At 47.7% G+C, this 17,541-nt stretch carries 15 protein-coding genes, 1 pseudogene and 1 other annotated feature; of the genes and pseudogenes, 14 read left to right on the top strand and 2 right to left on the bottom strand.

The window, feature by feature from the left end; genetic code table 11:
• The first annotated feature begins 30 nt into the window (after positions 1-30).
• The 8 genes and pseudogenes from C7U56_RS14955 (at position 31) to C7U56_RS15000 (ending at position 6,019) form a co-directional block, all read left to right on the top strand.
• The gene (locus tag C7U56_RS14955) at positions 31-525 is read left to right on the top strand and encodes an HD domain-containing protein (RefSeq protein WP_008981870.1); all 495 of its coding nucleotides are present in this window, start codon (positions 31-33) and stop codon (positions 523-525) included.
• 80 nt (positions 526-605) lie between these two features.
• Positions 606-830, top strand: a pseudogene (locus tag C7U56_RS14960) (GNAT family N-acetyltransferase); the annotation flags it as partial.
• A 94-nt stretch (positions 831-924) separates the two neighbouring features.
• Complete coding sequence (locus C7U56_RS14965) at positions 925-1,362, top strand: radical SAM mobile pair system MarR family transcriptional regulator (RefSeq protein WP_009535039.1); 438 nt, start codon at positions 925-927, stop codon at positions 1,360-1,362.
• The gene (locus C7U56_RS14970; RefSeq protein ID WP_107001880.1) at positions 1,359-2,048 is read left to right on the top strand and encodes a radical SAM mobile pair protein A; all 690 of its coding nucleotides are present in this window, start codon (positions 1,359-1,361) and stop codon (positions 2,046-2,048) included. Before C7U56_RS14965 ends, C7U56_RS14970 begins: the two co-directional genes overlap by 4 nt.
• Positions 2,036-2,944 (top strand): radical SAM mobile pair protein B, encoded by a 909-nt coding sequence (locus C7U56_RS14975; protein ID WP_107001881.1) that lies wholly within the window; start codon positions 2,036-2,038, stop codon positions 2,942-2,944. Before C7U56_RS14970 ends, C7U56_RS14975 begins: the two co-directional genes overlap by 13 nt.
• Positions 2,945-3,187: 243 nt before the next feature.
• The gene (locus C7U56_RS14985) at positions 3,188-3,733 is read left to right on the top strand and encodes a methylated-DNA--[protein]-cysteine S-methyltransferase (RefSeq protein WP_107001882.1); all 546 of its coding nucleotides are present in this window, start codon (positions 3,188-3,190) and stop codon (positions 3,731-3,733) included.
• Positions 3,734-4,233: 500 nt separating this feature from the next.
• On the top strand, positions 4,234-4,686 hold the full coding sequence (locus C7U56_RS14995; RefSeq protein WP_107001883.1) for a MarR family winged helix-turn-helix transcriptional regulator: 453 nt from the start codon (positions 4,234-4,236) through the stop codon (positions 4,684-4,686).
• A complete protein-coding gene (locus tag C7U56_RS15000) occupies positions 4,676-6,019 on the top strand; it encodes an MATE family efflux transporter (protein WP_107001884.1) in 1,344 nt (447 codons plus the stop codon). The genes C7U56_RS14995 and C7U56_RS15000 overlap by 11 nt, the downstream gene beginning before the upstream one ends.
• 210 nt (positions 6,020-6,229) lie before the next feature.
• On the opposite strand, the gene trhA is transcribed toward C7U56_RS15000, so the two are convergent.
• Positions 6,230-6,937 (bottom strand): PAQR family membrane homeostasis protein TrhA, encoded by a 708-nt coding sequence (gene trhA, locus C7U56_RS15005; RefSeq protein ID WP_107001885.1) that lies wholly within the window; start codon positions 6,935-6,937, stop codon positions 6,230-6,232.
• Between the two features lie 314 nt (positions 6,938-7,251).
• Between trhA and C7U56_RS15010 the strand changes: the two genes are divergently transcribed.
• The 5 genes from C7U56_RS15010 (at position 7,252) to C7U56_RS15035 (ending at position 14,526) form a co-directional block, all read left to right on the top strand.
• A complete protein-coding gene (locus tag C7U56_RS15010; RefSeq protein ID WP_107001886.1) occupies positions 7,252-7,977 on the top strand; it encodes an RluA family pseudouridine synthase in 726 nt (241 codons plus the stop codon).
• A 357-nt stretch (positions 7,978-8,334) separates the two neighbouring features.
• A complete protein-coding gene (locus C7U56_RS15020) occupies positions 8,335-9,417 on the top strand; it encodes an AI-2E family transporter (protein ID WP_107001888.1) in 1,083 nt (360 codons plus the stop codon).
• A gap of 248 nt (positions 9,418-9,665) precedes the next feature.
• Positions 9,666-11,147, top strand: coding sequence for an alpha/beta fold hydrolase (locus tag C7U56_RS15025; protein ID WP_107001889.1), 1,482 nt, complete (start codon positions 9,666-9,668; stop codon positions 11,145-11,147).
• A 164-nt stretch (positions 11,148-11,311) separates the two neighbouring features.
• Positions 11,312-11,531 (top strand) — a binding site (T-box leader).
• 165 nt (positions 11,532-11,696) lie between these two features.
• Positions 11,697-13,130, top strand: a complete 1,434-nt coding sequence (gene proS / locus C7U56_RS15030) for a proline--tRNA ligase (protein WP_022359111.1) — start codon at positions 11,697-11,699, stop codon at positions 13,128-13,130.
• Between the two features lies 1 nt (position 13,131).
• On the top strand, positions 13,132-14,526 hold the full coding sequence (locus C7U56_RS15035; protein WP_107001890.1) for a CCA tRNA nucleotidyltransferase: 1,395 nt from the start codon (positions 13,132-13,134) through the stop codon (positions 14,524-14,526).
• A gap of 125 nt (positions 14,527-14,651) precedes the next feature.
• On the opposite strand, the gene C7U56_RS15040 is transcribed toward C7U56_RS15035, so the two are convergent.
• A complete protein-coding gene (locus C7U56_RS15040; RefSeq protein ID WP_107001907.1) occupies positions 14,652-16,052 on the bottom strand; it encodes an MATE family efflux transporter in 1,401 nt (466 codons plus the stop codon).
• Positions 16,053-16,466: 414 nt separating this feature from the next.
• On the opposite strand from C7U56_RS15040, the gene C7U56_RS15050 reads away from it, so the two are divergent.
• Positions 16,467-17,447, top strand: coding sequence for a phosphotransferase (locus tag C7U56_RS15050; protein ID WP_107001892.1), 981 nt, complete (start codon positions 16,467-16,469; stop codon positions 17,445-17,447).
• The last annotated feature ends 94 nt before the right edge of the window (positions 17,448-17,541 follow it).

The raw sequence follows: 17,541 nt of genomic DNA on the forward strand, positions 1-17,541 counted from the left end.
ACACCTATAAGGTATAAATGGAGGTAATTTATGTTTAAAGAAAAAATTATTATAGAGATGAAAGAAGTATTCAAAGAAATTCCTTTTGGCATAGAGCATACTCTCAAAGTTTTGAAAAATGCAGAAGATATAATGAAAGGAGAAAATATCGGAGAGGAAGAAAAAGAATTCATCAGTATTATTGCTATACTACATGATATTGGTGCGGTTGAAGCACAAAAAAAATACGGTTCTATTGATGGTGTCTATCAAGAAAAGGAAGGACCAGAAGTAGCGAAAGAAATATTAAAAAAGGTAGGCTATAACAAAAATATTGATAGAATATGCTTTATAATAGGCAACCATCATACTCCATCTAAAATTGATGGACTTGATTTTCAAATACAATGGGAAGCTGATTTGCTTGAAAATTTAACGGTTATGGATAAAGAAAAAGAACAGGAAAAGATAAAAAAGTGTATAGATGAAAACTTTAAAACAAACACAGGAAAAAGGATAGCTTATAATCGCTTTATTTTAGATTAGTAGTAGATTATTACAGTTATGTATTTTATATCGCAAAGAAAAAATAGTAGTTAAGTTTAAGCCTAGGGTTAAATGATGAATATGTTGAGGGCATTTTTGTTTCTGGTGAAATGCAATCGCAGGGTATAGGTAAAATTCTGCTGAATTATGCAAAGGACAAAAGGAGTAAGTTGTACTTGAACGTATACCAAAAGAATGCACGGGCAATATCTTTTTATAAGAGAGAAGGATTTGAGATTCAGCATAGTGGCTTAGATGAGGCTACCGGAGAAAAAGATTATGTAATGACATGGCAACACAAATAGAAATTCCAGTTTACCTCTATTCAAACATACAAGCTCTTGACAATAAAGCTCCTATATAGTATGATTTTATAAACTACTATATAGGAGCTTTTGTATGAAAACAAATGGCGGATTTCTTGTCACCAAAATAAAACAGCTTGGTGACCGGATTTTTGAGAAGATTCTCAGCGAAAAAAATATCGATGCGTTTAATGGAGCCCAGGGACGTATTCTTTATGTGCTGTGGCAGGAGGATGGAATCTCGATCAGGTCACTCTCGGTCAAATGCGGATTAGCGATAACATCTCTTACGACGATGCTGGAAAGAATGGAAAATCAAGGACTGATAAGCCGTGTTCAGTCTGAAACGGACAAAAGGAAAACACTCCTGTTTCTGACTGAGAAAGCACATGCCTTAAAGGGCGAGTACGATTCTGTATCTGATGAGATGGGCAGCATTTACTACAAGGGTTTTTCAGAGGAAGAAATTACCCGGTTTGAGGAATGCCTCGACCGCATCAGAAAGAATCTTGAGGAGTGGCAGAAGTCATGAGTATTTGTATCAAAGATCAGATTCAGAACATGAATCTCGTCATCGGCTGCACAGTGGGGTGTACATATTGCTATGCCCGCAACAACGTGAAACGCTGGCATATGATTGATGACTTCGCTGACTCTGAATTCTTTCCGAGTAAGCTCAAGATGATGGAAAAGAAACGTCCGCAGAACTTTCTTCTTACCGGAATGAGCGATCTCTCCGGATGGAAGCCGGAATGGAGAGACGAGGTATTTGCAAAGATCCGTGAAAATCCACAGCATCAGTTCCTGTTCCTTACCAAGCAACCTGATTTGCTGGATTTTGATACCGATCTGGAAAACGCATGGTTTGGCGTTACGGTGACGAGGAAAGCAGAACTGTGGCGTATCGACGCCCTTCGGAAAAACGTCAGAGCAAAACATTACCATGTTACCTTTGAGCCGTTATTCGACGATCCCGGCACAGTTGACCTTTCCGGAATCAATTGGATCGTTGTCGGCACCATGACCGGAGCTCAGAGCAGGAAGATTCATACGGAGCCGGAATGGGCATGGTCTCTGGCGGACCAGGCACATAAGCTCGGCATTCCGGTGTTTATGAAGGAAGACCTTGTCCCTATCATAGGGGATGAAAATATGATTCAGGAAATGCCGGAAGAATTTAATAAAGTGTTAGAGGTACAGAAATCATGGAAGAAGTAATAAATGGAATCCTCATTCGTGAGGTGGAAACAAAGAACATCATGACTAAGTCTAGTCTGCCGGTAGGCGGTTACTCGGTCAATCCCTATGTGGGCTGTACACATGCCTGCAAGTATTGCTATGCTTCTTTTATGAAGCGCTTTACCGGGCACAAGGAGGAATGGGGCACTTTCCTTGATGTGAAGCATTGGCTGGAAATTAAAAATCCGAAGAAATATGCCGGACAGCGGGTGGTCATCGGTTCTGTGACAGATGGCTACAATCCACAGGAGGAGCAATTCGGGAATACCAGAAAACTTCTGGAGCAGCTGATCGGCAGTGACGCAGATATTCTGATCTGCACAAAGTCGGATCTTGTGGTACGGGATATTGATCTGCTGAAGAAGCTTGGACGTGTAACCGTTTCATGGTCGATCAACACACTAGATGAAAATTTCAAGAACGATATGGACTCTGCTTCGAGCATTGAGCGCCGTATCTCTGCTATGAAGCAGGTATATGAAGCCGGTATCCGTACAGTCTGTTTCGTATCCCCGGTATTCCCCGGTATCACGGATTTTGAAGCAATCTTTGAGCGGGTAAAGGATCAGTGCGATCTGTTCTGGCTTGAAAATCTCAATCTTCGAGGCGGTTTCAAAAAGACAATTATGGATTATATCGCCGGAAAATATCCTGATCTTGTACCACTTTACGACGAGATCTATAACAAGCATAACCGCAGCTACTTTGAAGCACTTGAAGTAAAAGCTGAGAAAATGGCTAAGAAGTATGATTGTGCCTTTGTGGATAATGAAATGCCTTATGGCAGAGTCCCGCAGGGACATCCGGTGATCGTAGATTATTTCTATCATGAGGAAATCCGTGGGACAGAGAATACCGGAAAAAGAAATCGCTAACTTCCAGCTTGGTTATAAGATCGGATTTATCAATGATGCTGAGATATGGTTACTCATGTTAAAATAACGCAATACCTCTGTTATATATATAATGAGGATGAAATAGACGAGTTGATTCTGCTGATACGCGATAGCTTTATTCTGGCTTTTACGGTTCTTAAAGATACACTTGTGAAGAAGCTGGAGGAAGCAGAAAGAGATTGGATGTAAAAAAGCAGTCGATAACCTTGGGGGGAGTCCGCGGTGAAGGATAAAACAGTATATACATGTACATATAAATCAAAGTTAGGCGATATTCTGCTGGCGGCAGACGCGATCGGACTCACGGGTCTGTGGTTTGAGGGGCAGAAGTATTTTGCAAATACACTTCCAGACGGAGCTATTTCACAGGAATCCCCGATTTTAACCGAGGCAAAGAGATGGCTGGATATTTATTTTTCTGGCAAAGAACCGGACTTTATTCCGCCGCTGCATCCGACTGGCTCCGCATTTCGACAGGCGGTGTGGCAGATTTTATTGCAAATTCCGTATGGACAGACGACTACCTATGGGGAGATTGCAAAAAAGCTGGCGAAGATGCAGAATGCGTCCCATATGTCCGCGCAGGCGGTAGGCGGTGCAGTGGGGCATAATGAGATCTCCATCATCATTCCATGTCACCGCGTAGTAGGAACGAATGGAAGCCTGACCGGGTATGCGGGTGGAATTGATAAGAAAGTGGAACTGCTTACGCTGGAACATACCGATATGAGTCGTTTTTTTGCGCCGAAGAAAGGAACGGCGCTTTAGTCATTTAGGTGTAATTTTGACTGTGATATTAATTTTCATTTAATTATATCCGTGTAGTTTCTCATCTTTCGTAAGTTTGTAAAGTATCTCCTGCTTTTTCATATACGTAACAAATAGATTTATAAGTACTGTGTTCATAATATTACCCCCTGCATTATGTTTCCATGGAAACAAGTATACCATCGCCTTGTTTCCTTGTTAACAAATTTGATAATAACGATATAGGATATTTTCATCAGAATATTTTTCTTATTTCAAAGATTGCGAAGTTTCACAGGCAGGCGGGGATGTTATTTACAGAAATCCAGATGGAATACAAATGCCAGGACCGCTCCTGGAAGACGATGATTGTGCGTGCCTATTAGTTAAAAAACCATGGAAATCACTATTCGTACATTGTAACATATCGGTTTGATATCGCGGAGCGAGTAAAGATTGACAATTTCAAAATCCTGTCGTATACTTCTTTCAGTCCCAAATGGGATTGAATGGGGAAGGTTATGGAATATAAAATACAAAAACTTTACGATCAGGTCAACCAGGCGATCATCCGCTGCCGTGGTGTATACTCGATGTGGGCAAAGAATAACAATGTGAGCTATAACCGGATGCTGGTGCTTTACACCATCCGCGAATTCGGATTCTGTACGCAAAAGCAGATCTGTGATTCGTATCTGCTTCCGCGGCAGACGGTGAACCATGTGATTTCAGAGATGAAAAAGGACGGGATTCTTGTAGCGGATCTGGAAAAGAGCACCGGGAAGGAAAAGGCGCTTGTTTTGACGCCGGAGGGCGAACGGTATTCGGAAAAATTATTATATTCGTTAAGCCGGATGGAAGAACGGGCGGCGAAACGTCTGGGAGAGGACAAGATCCGCAGAATGACGGAACTGTTTATGGAGTATGACCAGATTCTGGAAGAGGCACTGGAGGAGACGGACGATGAAGAGTAAGGCGGGAACGGATACAGAATTTTTCCGGACGGAGAAAATTCCGAAGATATTGCTGCAAATCGCACCTCCGGTTATGCTGGCGCAGCTGATTCAGGCGATGTATAACATTGTGGACAGTTTTTTTGTGGGAAAATATTCCGAATCGGCGCTGACGGCGCTTTCGGTCATTTATCCGTTGCAGCTCATCATCATTGCGCTGGCGGTGGGAACCGGCGTGGGCGTGAATACCTACATGGCGCGCCTGTATGCACAGAAAATGCCGGGACAGGCGGAAGAAACAGCGGGAACAGGCACGCTTCTGGCGCTTGGAACCTGGCTTATATTTGCCATTTTCTCGATCTTCTGTATGCGTCCGTATGTCCTGACAAGTGCGAATACCCCGGAAGCGATCGAGAGTGCTGTTATCTACGGACAGATCGTCTGTATCGGCAGCATCGGGGCATTTCTGGAAGGAAACTGGACGAAGGTCCATCAGTCGCGGGGCAATATGCACCGTCCGATGGTCGCCCAGACCGTGGGGGCGCTGACGAATATCGTGCTTGACCCGATCCTGATTTTCGGACTCGGTCCGGTGCCGGAGCTGGGAGTCGCGGGTGCTGCCTATGCGACTGTCTGCGGACAGGTGGCGGCTGCGGTCATCACATCGTTTGGCGGGGTTGGCAGATTGCCAGAGCGCACAAAAATGCCGCTCTATATCAAGCAGATCTACTGGTTTGGCTACGCGTCGATTATTATGCAGGCATTATTTACAGTTTATATCGTGATCTTAAATGCGATCCTTGCCGGATTTTCAGATTCGGCAGTGACGGTGCTGGGGCTTTATTATAAAATGCAGACGTTTTTCTTTATCCCACTGATGGGCTTGCAGACGTGTATCGTTCCGGTGCTCAGCTTTAACTATGCAACCAAGAGCTATGCGAGATGCCGGGAAATTATGCGGGACAGCTATGGATTTTCCTGTGTGTTTATGCTGGTCGGTGTGATCTGCTTCGTTTTCTTTCCGGTGCAGCTGCTCCAGGTTTTTTCAAAGAGCAGTGAGGTCATCGCGATCGGAAAAAATGCATTCCCTATCATCGGGGCAAGTTTTATTCCGGCGGTATTTTCACTGATGACCCCGGTCTTCTTCCAGGCGATCGGAAATGGAAAGATCAGCCTCTTTTTGTCCGTGATGCGCCAGATCTGCTGCCTGATTCCGATTTTCTGGCTGCTGTCGCTGATTGACCTGCGCTTTACCTGGTTTGCATTTCCGATCTCGGAAGTGCTGGTCGGTGTCACGGGAATCGTGCTTTATTACAAGGAAATCAAAAGAGACTTTGATAAAGGAGCAGCATGAGAAAGCACGTAAAAACATAGAAAATAGTTTCGTAGAAAATTTTTAAACGCTTTTAATGAATTGAAAAGGAACCGCCTGGGTCAGTCTATCAGCTGCATCAGGACGGTTCCTTTTTTGAAAGGAGAATGAATGTGACATAAAAAATTGAATGTATGCATTTCGTGTACGTATGAGGCATAATGCCTGTCAGACGAAATGGGTATTTCACCCTTATGCTACAAATGCGTACATCATCACATAATGGCACAGGCTTCCTCCCATGACAAACAGATGGAAAATCTCATGCGAACCGAAATTTTTATGCGTTGCATTGAAAATCGGCAGTTTTAATGCGTAGATAATGCCTCCAGCCGTATAGATGAGTCCGCCGGTCAGCAGCCAGAGAAATGCGCTTTTCGGAAGTGCCAGTACGATCTGACGGAACGCCAGCACGCAGATCCAGCCCATTGCGATGTAAACTAGCGAGGAGAACCACTTCGGGCAGTTGATCCAGAGCGCGTTGACGAGAATCCCGGCAATCGCGATACCCCAGACGAGCGTCAGAAGCCGGTAACCGGCGTTATTTCCAAGAACGATCAGGCAAACCGGTGTGTAAGTTCCGGCAATCAGGATGAAAATCATCATGTGGTCGATCTTACGCAGGATTTTATTAACGTGCTCGGAAATATTAAAGGTGTGGTAGGTCGTGCTGGCGGCATAGAGCAGAATCATGCTGACGATAAACACAGCCAACGCCGCAAGATGGCGCGAATCTGCTTCTCCAGCCGCTTTGTGAAGCAGCGGAACTGCCGCGATCAGCGCGCCGATCATCGCGATAAAATGCGTCAGCGCGCTTCCGGGATCCTTTACGTGGAATTTATGATGCTTTGTTTCAACGAGTTCCGTTGTGTCAGATGTATGTTTTTGACTAGAAATCATAGGATAACCTCCTTTGTCGTAATCTCAATAAAGTAATTGTGAATATGATATGTAGTATTTAAAACTACATAGGATGTTTTTATATACTATACAACTTTTCTGAAAAATATGCAAGAGGGGAATGGGATATGTTATAATATAATGTATGAATAGTAACGAAAGGTTTTCACGTTTCATGTGAGTTGGCAATAAATATATGCAATGGTTTGCATATGAAAATTTTAAAGTTAGAAGAGAAAGAAAAAAGGCTCATAGATGATTTGAGAAGTTAAAATGCTCGGGAATTCATGGATGAAGTAGAGAGGAAATCGGTTATGTTAGATATATTATACGAAGATAAAGATATTTTAGTTGTGGTCAAACCAGCTGGAGTTGAGTCGCAGACATCGAGACGCCTGGAGCCGGATATGGTCAGCGAGATAAAAAATTATCTCCACCGGAAGGTGCAGGAGACGAAAAAGTTATCCACAGGATTATCCCCAAAAGCGTCCACAGCCCCGGTGGATCCGTATGTTGGAATTATCCACCGACTGGACAAGCCGGTGCGCGGTGTGATGGTATATGCCAAGAACCTGAAAGCGGCAGCGCACTTAAGCCGTCAGGTACAGGAGGGAAAACTGGAGAAAATCTATCAGGCACTCGTATGTGGAAAACCTGTGGATAATGTGGGTAAGTACGTGGATTATCTGTTGAAAGACGGGAAAACGAACACCAGCCGGATTGTGGATAAGTCGGTCGCCGGTGCGAAACGGGCAGAGCTGGAATATCAGATATTAGAAAAAAAAGAACAGGAAGACGGCACCGTGCGTTCACTGGTGGAAATTCATCTTCACACAGGACGCCACCATCAGATACGCGTACAGTTTGCCGCGCATGGGACACCGCTCATGGGAGATACCAAGTATGGCGCACCAGCGGCTGCTTCCGTGGGACGTGCCCGTCGGGAACCGCTGGCGCTGTGCGCGGTCCGTTTATCGTTCCTTCACCCGGTGACGGGAAAAAGAATGGAGTTTTCCACCAAACCGCAATTTGTTCTGTGAGCGAACTTTTCTATAAGTCAAGAAAATAAAAGGTCAAGGGTGAATAGAAGGTAAGACGTGTATATTTTTATCCGACCTGACCATACTAGAGTGTGTACAAAGGAAGTACGAATCATAAATGGGCAAAGTCCATGGGTAAGCCCCGGAGCGACTAAAGAGGGCTTACAAAAGAGACCGCAGGAGCCGGGAGAAGCGGGAGCTGACACCGGTTTCCTGTGGTTTTTCGTTGCCATACATCCGGAAAAAAGGGCGTGTAGGTTTAAGGAAAAGACGTTTGTTTGAATGGATGGCTGTAGAAATCATAGAACCATAACGGTGTATGGCATAAAGAAAAAATCGGGAAGGTGGAGCAGACAGATGGCACTCAGCAGAAAACAGAAAAAAGCATTTCTCACAGCAGTAGTCACGGCGGGCGTGTATTTGAGTTTCCGTTACCTGCTGCCGCTTATATTCCCATTTCTGGCAGCGTATCTGATGGCGCTGCTTCTCCAGCCATCGGCAGCATTTCTCGAAAAACGGCTGCGAATCTCCTTCCGCGGGCGCATGATCGGCGTTCCCATCGGTATGATCGGGGGCGTGGAGCTGATTTTGCTGAGCATTTTTCTGGTCGGTCTGCTGGCAGCAGGGGGACGGCGTTTCACGGAGGAGCTGGAACACTTTTTAGAAGAGCTTCCAGGACGGATGGAGGAATTGTCACTGCTCGGACAGCAATTTGAACAGTCGATCGAGCGAGTCCTTCATCTGCCTGCCGGTAAAATCGGGCAGCTCTTTCGCGGAACAGGCTTGCAGGGCGGTGGACAGGTCAAGGAGATCCTGCTGCCGCAGCTCCTTCAGAAATCAGTTCCTGCTGCGGCGGGGATTGTGCGCGCGGTTATTGTGGTTGTTTTATTTTTCATTGCCTCGATTTTGAGTTTACAGGAGATGGACGAACTGCGCCGGAGGCGGTTTGATTCGATGTTTCACCGCGAATTTTTCCTGCTCGGCAGGCGGCTTGCGGTAACAGGAAGCGCATGGCTGAAAACCCAGTCGGTCATTTTCCTGATGACTTCGGCACTTTCGATGACGGGGCTTTTGCTGATTGGAAATCCATATTATATTCTGGGCGGAATCGGAATCGGGGTTCTGGATGCCCTGCCGATCTTCGGCACAGGGACGGCGCTGGTGCCGTGGAGTCTTTTTCTTCTATTCAAGCGGGAGTGGGGACACGCGCTGATTCTCTTCGGGCTGTATCTGCTCTGTTATTTTCTGCGTGAGTTCACGGAGGCGCACCTGATGGGAAAGAAAATGGGGCTGTCGCCGCTTGAAACGCTGGCGGCGATCTATGTGGGCTTGCAGCTGTTCGGTCTGTTTGGATTTCTGCTGGGTCCGATTGGTCTGTTGATTATTAAGGATTTTGTGGAGGAGTATGGGGAAGAGAACGAAGGAGCGGATGCTCATTAAGTAGGCGCTTTTAGAGGAGAAAAGTGGAGTATTGGTGGATGGACGATCTGAAATTGCTTTTGAATGTGGAAATTTAAGGAGATGAAAGGATTTTTTAGAATTGCCGCGAGACAAAAGGATCATATATAATAGATAAGGAATTAAAAACGCATAAAAGTTCTGGAAAACAGCAGAGAAAGAGTTGCTGGAAGATAGCTGGATGTTAAGCTGAAATAAATATGCATATCATTTAATATGGAGGAACAGACGTGAATTTATATACAAAAGAGTCAGGCTCCGGACAGCCGATGGTGCTGCTTCACGGAAATGGAGAGGACAGCTCCTATTTTGTGAACCAGCTATCCTTTTTTGAATCAAAATATCTCGTGATTGCGGTGGACACCCGTGGACATGGCAGATCTCCGCGTGGTTGTGGGACATTTACCTTGGAACGGTTTGCTGATGATTTGAAAGGATTTCTTGACCGCCGGGGACTTAGGCGGATCATTTTGCTGGGGTTCAGCGACGGCGGCAATATTGCGCTGATTTTTGCACTGAAATATCCGGGATATGTCGATCGGCTGATTTTAAATGGAGCGAACTTAAACCCGTTTGGCATGAAGCCGTCCGTGCTGGCGGATGTGGCGCGGGAGTATGTGGGAGTTGTGGGGAAGCTCTGGCTGCAGAAAAGCGGCATCGGGCAGATACGGGGAAAAATGCAGATGGCAGCAGGAAAAATGCGGACAGAAAAGCAATTTTCAAAAGAAAACGAAAAACAGAATGGACAGGAAAGACTGAATAAACAACAGAGAAGAAGCTGTCAGAAAGAAAAAATTCCTGAAAATAAGGAAAATGATCGGAAGGCAAATATACACAAAAAAGAGCTTCTATCCTTAATGTTGTATGAACCCTGGATCCGCCCTGAACTTCTCCACCGCCTGAAAATGCCCGTCCTTGTGGTAGCAGGGAGCGACGACATGATTCGCGAATGTCACACGCGCCAAATCGCACGTTCTCTGCCAAACGCAAGGCTTCGGCTTTTAGAGGGCACCCATTTTATTGCAGCAGAGAACCCGGACGCATTTAACCAATGTGTTGCATCATTCTTGGAACAGACACAGGGCGGCGAGCTGGCGCAGATGAGCCGAGTCTGGGGCAGCCGGAGAGCCGGAAGACTGGAGAAGGAGAAGATCCGTCGGGCGGCGGTGCTGGTACCTTTGATTCAGAAAGGCGGGGAGTACCACGTGGTGTTTGAGGTGCGCGCGGGAAGCTTAAAAACTCAGCCGGGCGAAATCTGTTTTCCGGGCGGTGCCGTTGAGCGGGACGAGACACCGAAGCAGGCGGCGATCCGTGAGGCGATGGAAGAACTCTTAATCAGTCGCCGCCAGATTCGCGTTATCGCGCCGTTGGATGTGCTGGAAGCACCCGGAGCGATGGAGATTTCTCCATTTTTAGGTGCGCTGCAGGGCTACCGCTGGTCATATTCCGAGGCGGAGGTCGATCATACCTTTTCTGTCCCGCTCCGCTGGTTCGCGGAACATGAACCGGAGCGATATGAAACAGAACTTGTGACCGTGCCGGAAGAGACATTCCCGTTTGAAGATGTTCCGGGCGGACGCGATTACCGCTGGCGGCGCGGACATTACGATGTCTACTTCTACCGCCGTGAGGAAGGAATCATCTGGGGGATGACGGCGAAGATTCTGCGGTCACTGGCGGAGATGTACCGGGAGGACATTTTATTAAAATAGGATTCGTAAGATAGGGATAAAAACATTATTTTTTGTTCGGACGCAACCGAGTCAGTGACGACCGAGTAAAAAATGCGAGGCATCGTCAAGACTTGTACAAGGGCGAGTTCCAGCCTTGACAAACCCGACCGATTGGCGTAAAATCATAATACTGTCAAAAAACAAAACAGGCGAAGAGAGGAATCAGTAAACTTTGACACACGTCCAGAGAGAAAGCCGTATGGTGCGAGGCTTTTGTGTCCCTGAAAGTTGAACCGACCCTGGAGCTGTGCATGAAAATGCAACGTATTTCCGGCGTTAACGGAAGTTAAGTGAGCCAGAATCGGAACGAAATTCTGGTTAAGCAGGGTGGTACCGCCGAAGTTAAGCCATTCGGTCCCTTTGATCGCAGCGATCAGCAGGGATCGGATGGCTTTTTTATTTCTACGAAATAAAAAACAACAATGCACACTCGGCGCAGGGGAATATGGCTGCGATGGCAGCCGCGCCTTGGCGCCAAAATCCGGCAAGCCGGATTTCAATAAAATGTTTTTAACAAGGAGAAATGACATGGCAAAGGAAAAGAAAATGGTAGAAGCCATCACATCGATGGATGAAGATTTCGCCCAGTGGTATACGGACATCGTAAAGAAAGCAGAGCTTTCTGATTACTCCAGTGTAAAGGGCTGCATGATTATCAAACCGGCCGGATATGCGATCTGGGAGAATATCCGCAATGAACTGGACAAGCGCTTTAAGGCAACCGGCGTAGAGAACGTATATCTGCCTATGTTTATTCCGGAAAGTCTTCTGGAAAAAGAGAAAGATCACGTAGAAGGTTTCGCACCGGAAGTAGCGTGGGTGACACAGGGCGGTTTAGAGCCGTTACAGGAGAGAATGTGTGTACGTCCGACTTCCGAGACTCTGTTCTGCGATTTTTATGCACATGACGTACATTCTTACCGCGATCTGCCGAGAAACTACAACCAGTGGGCTTCGGTTGTACGTTGGGAAAAGACCACCCGTCCGTTCCTGCGTTCCAGAGAGTTCTTATGGCAGGAAGGTCATACCGCTCATGCAACCGCTGAGGAAGCACAGGAGCGTACCGAGATGATGTTAAATGTATACGCGGATCTGTGCGAGGACTTCCTGGCAATTCCGGTTATCCGCGGACGCAAGACCGATAAGGAGAAATTTGCCGGTGCAGAGGCAACCTACACGATCGAGTCCCTGATGCACGATGGCAAGGCACTGCAGTCCGGCACCAGCCACAACTTCGGCGATGGATTTGCAAAGGCATTTAACATCCAGTATCTGGATAAGGATAATAAATTAAAATACGTTCATCAGACTTCCTGGGGTATGACAACCCGTATGGTAGGCGCGATCATCATGGTTCATGGTGACAATAATGGTCTGGTTCTGCCGCCGAAGGTAGCTCCGACCCAGGTTATGATCGTTCCGATTCAGCAGGCAAAAGAGGGGGTTCTGGACAAGGCATTTGAGGTAAAAGAGGTTCTGTCCAACTTCCGTGTCAAAGTGGATGATTCCGACAAATCTCCGGGATGGAAGTTCAGCGAGTCCGAGATGCGCGGTATTCCGGTACGTGTCGAGATCGGACCGAGAGATATTGCTGAAAATCAGGCAGTTCTGGTTCGCCGTGATACGCATGAGAAGATTACGGTATCTCTGGATGAGATCGCAGCAAAGGTTGGCGAGCTTCTGGAGACGATTCACCACGATATGTTTGAGCGTGCAAAAGCGCACAGAGATTCCCATACTTATGTAGCGACAACACTGGATGAGATGAAGGAGATCGCAGAAAATAAGCCAGGCTTCATCAAGGCAATGTGGTGCGGCAATCAGGAGTGCGAGGATAAACTGAAAGAAGTAGTCGGCGTAACCTCCCGCTGCATCCCGTTCAATCAGGAACATCTGGCTGACACCTGCGTATGCTGCGGCAAGCCGGCAACGAAGATGGTTTACTGGGGTAAGGCATATTAATATGATTCCAAAACGGATAGAAATGCCGGTCCAGGTCGAGGAAATCCTGGGAAAGCTGCGAGAACATGGTTACGAGGCATTTGCAGTCGGCGGCTGTGTCCGCGATGCGATCCTGGGGCGGATTCCCGGTGACTGGGATATCACGACCTCGGCGCACCCGGAGGAGGTGAAGCAGGTGTTCGGTCACACGATCGACACCGGGCTTCAGCACGGTACGGTCACGGTCATGCGTGATCATATCGGATATGAAATAACTACCTACCGGATTGACGGTGAATATGAGGATGGACGCCACCCGAAGGAAGTCGTATTTACTGCCGAACTGCGTGAGGACTTGAGACGGCGTGATTTCACGATCAATGCGATGGCATACAGCCACGAAACGGGAATTGTCGATATTTTCGGCGGGGCGGAGGATCTGGCAGCGCGCCGGATCCGCTGCGTCGGGGATGCGGGAGAACGATTTACGGAAGATGCGCTCCGGATCCTGCGTGCCGTCCGCTTTTCGGCCCAGCTGGGATTTTCGATAGAGAAAAAGACCTGGCAGGCGCTCTGTGAGCTGGCGCCCTCCCTTGTCCATGTGAGCAAGGAACGGGTGCAGGTGGAGTTGACAAAAACACTCCTGTCCGACCGCCCGGAATTTATCTGGAAAACGGAGGCGGCAGGACTGGCACCGTACATTTCAAAGACATTTCCGGAGGTATTTGCGGCGTGGAAAAAGCAGAAAAGCTGTGCAAAGCAGAGTTTGGAAGAGAAAATATGTTCGAAGGATGTGCCAGCTGCTGACAAGGATGCGATCAAAACGGAAACGGCAGCGCAGCAGGGGCACATGTTCGTGAAACATGAATGTGAGACAGACATGGCGGGGGAAATTTCTGCTGCTGCGGCACATCTGCCAGCAGAAAAAGCCTTGCGCTGGTCGTATTTTCTTGCCCCGGCGGGCGAGGAAACTTGTGTCCGGGTTCTGAGAGAACTTAAGATGGACAACGACACGATCGATAAGGCGAAGATTCTGAGCCGTTTTGCATTCACGCAGATGGAACCGGAGGAAAGCGCTGTCCGCCACGCGATGAGTGCGATGGAAGATACGGTCTTTGACTGGCTGCTTCTCCTTCAGGAAGTTCTGATGCCGGAGCGCATGGATGCGGTGGAAATGGTTCGCTCACTTGCAAGGCAGATCCGGGAGCGCGGTGACTGTATCCGTCTTAAAACTCTGGCGGTAACCGGAAAAGACCTGATTCAGGCAGGCATCCAGCCGGGACCGGCGCTTGGAAAAACGCTGCATCTTCTCTTTGAAAAGGTGCTGGAGAATCCGGCTTGGAACGAGAAAGAGCGGCTTCTGGCTGAGGTGGAAGTGTTGAAACAATCGCAGAATGCGGGAACCAGTAAAGCATAAGAAGATTAATAAATAAAAAGAGAAAAGAGGCAAAATCGTTTGGAACCGGCAGGACAAACGATTTTGTCTCTTTTCCTTTTGCTTTTTTAACAACAATATTTTCAATCAGAGGATGATTAAAAGAGTTATCCCAATTTCTTATACTCCCTGAAAAACAGCGCCGCCGTCGTCGCCACCGCAATCGTGTCTGCCACCGGTTCTGCCACGAACACGCCGAATACCGGATTTGAAACGAAATGCGGCAGGATAAAGATCAGCGGAATCAAAAGCAGCACTTTCCGGAGCAATGCCAGAAAGACGGATGTTTTCGCATTTCCAAGGGCAATAAAAGTCTGCTGGCAGGCGAGCTGGACGGCAAAGAGCAGGGAAGCTGCCATATAGATCCGGAGCGCCCAGATGGTATAGCTGGCAAGGTCTGCGTCGCTGGTAAAGATGGAAATAAAAATCTGTGGAACCAGCATACATAAGAGCCAGAGCAAGGTGGAATAGCAGACTGCCGAGCGCAGAAGCAGGTGAAACGCTTTTTTCACACGGTCGATATTTTTTGCTCCATAGTTAAAGCTGATGATCGGCTGCGCGCCCTGTGTGAGCCCCTGCAGCGGCAGCATGGAAAACTGCATGACGCTGGAAAGAATCGTCATCGCGCCGACCGCGGTATCGCCGCCATAGTTCAACAGGCTGGTGTTAAAGCTGATGGACAGTGCACTTTCTGTAAACTGCATGATAAACGGCGCCAGTCCGAGCGCCAGGCATGGCAGGATAAATTTCTTCTGCGGGCGCAGGTTGCGGAGCCGTATCCGCAGGGTACTATGCGTTCCGGTCAGAAAACGCAGAATCCAGATACAGGAAATACCCTGTGAAAGGATGGTTGCAAGTGCTGCGCCGCGCACATCCAGATGCAGTCCGAAGATAAAGATCGGATCGAGGATGATGTTGCAGAGAGCGCCGATGGCAACGGTAATCATGCCGGTTTTGGCATAACCCTGTGCGTTAATAAAGGCATTGAGTCCGAGCGCCATCTGGACGAAGAAAGTGCCGCAGACGTAGATTTTCATGTAGTTCCAGGCGTAGAGAATCGTCTTCTCACTGGCGCCGAACATCAGGAGGATCGGGCGCCCAAAGCCAAGAAACAGGGCGGTCAGGACGAGCGAAATGACGGTCAGCATGAAGGTACAGTTGCCGAGTACCTTTTCAGCGGAATCCTTGTCGCCTTTTCCCATCAGGATCGACGCCTGCGGGGCACCGCCCATGGCGGCGAGCGCGGCAAAAGCGGAAATGCACATGATAATCGGCATTGTGACGCCGACGCCGGTCAGGGCGCTGGGACCGATGTCCGGGATATGGCCGATGTACATGCGGTCAACCATGTTATAGAGAACGTTGATGATCTGTGCGGCAATTGCCGGGAGCGCCAGTTTAAAAAGAAGTGACCCGATCGGCGCACTGCCGAGCTCAGCTTCACGGGATGATGCTGCGCCTGAATGCGGGCGCGTATTTTCATCGTTGGAACGATGAGCGGATTGTATGGACAAAGAGAGCCCTCCTTTTCATTTACAGTCAAATATATTATTTGATTTTTTGCCTGATTGTTGGGACAAATAGCCAGACCGCTTTTTTATCCCAATGTGAATCATTGTAACATACTGTCAAAATGATGGCAATGAACAGAATTTCGTAATCACTCCACATTGGCGATTGTGTATGATAGTTTGTGCGCTGTGTTTCAAATCTGCGATATTTATGCATAAGCATATTTGTAAGCCCCCTCTCATAGGTTAGGAGTAGCAGGCTGGGTGTCTGATGTGCATATTTGCATAATCGTGTGAATGTTGCAATTAACATAGCTGTCAGCAGCTGTGGCCCGGCGTGAAAATGTGCTGTCCACATTCTTTTGGGAAATGGAAAGGCGGGCAGCCGGATAGAGGCAGGAGGGGGAAGCTGTGAACGAGAGAACAACCGAGGTGCTGGAACAGTATGAACTGGAAGTGCAGTCGAAGCGCCGTGGAAGAGGCGCGTGGATCTGCGAGACGAGTCAGGGGTTAAAACTCCTCCGGGAATATAAGGGGACCGTCAAACGTCTTGAATTTGAAGAACAAATCATGAATGTTCTGCAAAATCAGAAAACATGCCGGACCGATCAGTATATGCGGAACCGGGAGGGCGAGCTTTTGTCGGTGGCGGAGGATGGAACGCGGTGTGTTGTGAAGGAATGGTTTTCCGGGCGCGAGTGCAGTGTGCAGAGCGAGGCGGAGGTAGTCCGGGCGGTCGGGCAGATCGCGAAGCTGCACCGGACATTGCGCGGCATTGCGATCGATGAGTCGTGGAATCTGGGGTCAATTCTCACGCGTCCGGCGGTGGCGGAGATGGAGCGCCACAACCGGGAACTTGTCCGTACGCGGAATTATATCCGGAAAAAACGGCGTAAATCGGATTTTGAGAGGGCAGTCAGCGGAAGCTTTGCCATCTTTTATGAGCAGGCGCAGGAAGCAGCAGGCGGGCTGAAAGCGCAGATCGAGCAGGATGGCGAGCCGGAAAACTATTTGTGTCACGGGGATCTGAACCAGCATCATATTTTATTGGTAGAAGAAAATGAGATGGCGGTGATTGAATTTAACCGGATGCACCGGGGCGTCCAGGTCGAAGACCTGTATCATTTTACGCGCAAAATATTGGAAAAGCATGGCTGGGATTTGCGTCTGGGGATGCGGCTGCTGGAGACGTATGATCGTATTCTGCCGTTGAATGCACAGGAGCGGACATACCTCTATTACCTGTTTTTATATCCGGAAAAATACTGGAAACAGTTAAATTTTTATTATAATGCAGGCAAGGCGTGGATTCCAGTCCGCAGCATTGAAAAACTGCAGAAGCTGGAAGAACAGCAGACGGCGCGGAACCTCTTTCTTGAGGCAATCCGATAAGAAATGTTGATTTACATATGCATATAAATTCTTTGGTTAAGCGTATTCGATATATCATGGAGAAACTTTGAAAAACGAAAAAATAAAGACAAAG

The organism is Clostridium fessum, assembly GCF_003024715.1.
In the GTDB taxonomy this organism is placed as follows: Bacteria; Bacillota; Clostridia; order Lachnospirales; family Lachnospiraceae; genus Otoolea; species Otoolea fessa.

Bases quoted from the DNA above. Each gene is read 5' to 3' on its own strand.
- C7U56_RS14955 (WP_008981870.1), top strand. From the start codon at position 31: ATGTTTAAAGAAAAAATTATTATAGAGATGAAAGAAGTATTCAAAGAA.
- C7U56_RS14965 (WP_009535039.1), top strand. From the start codon at position 925: ATGAAAACAAATGGCGGATTTCTTGTCACCAAAATAAAACAGCTTGGT.
- C7U56_RS14970 (WP_107001880.1), top strand. From the start codon at position 1,359: ATGAGTATTTGTATCAAAGATCAGATTCAGAACATGAATCTCGTCATC.
- C7U56_RS14975 (WP_107001881.1), top strand. From the start codon at position 2,036: ATGGAAGAAGTAATAAATGGAATCCTCATTCGTGAGGTGGAAACAAAG.
- C7U56_RS14995 (WP_107001883.1), top strand. From the start codon at position 4,234: ATGGAATATAAAATACAAAAACTTTACGATCAGGTCAACCAGGCGATC.
- C7U56_RS15000 (WP_107001884.1), top strand. From the start codon at position 4,676: ATGAAGAGTAAGGCGGGAACGGATACAGAATTTTTCCGGACGGAGAAA.
- trhA (WP_107001885.1), bottom strand. From the start codon at position 6,937: ATGATTTCTAGTCAAAAACATACATCTGACACAACGGAACTCGTTGAA.
- C7U56_RS15010 (WP_107001886.1), top strand. From the start codon at position 7,252: ATGTTAGATATATTATACGAAGATAAAGATATTTTAGTTGTGGTCAAA.
- C7U56_RS15020 (WP_107001888.1), top strand. From the start codon at position 8,335: ATGGCACTCAGCAGAAAACAGAAAAAAGCATTTCTCACAGCAGTAGTC.
- proS (WP_022359111.1), top strand. From the start codon at position 11,697: ATGGCAAAGGAAAAGAAAATGGTAGAAGCCATCACATCGATGGATGAA.
- C7U56_RS15035 (WP_107001890.1), top strand. From the start codon at position 13,132: ATGATTCCAAAACGGATAGAAATGCCGGTCCAGGTCGAGGAAATCCTG.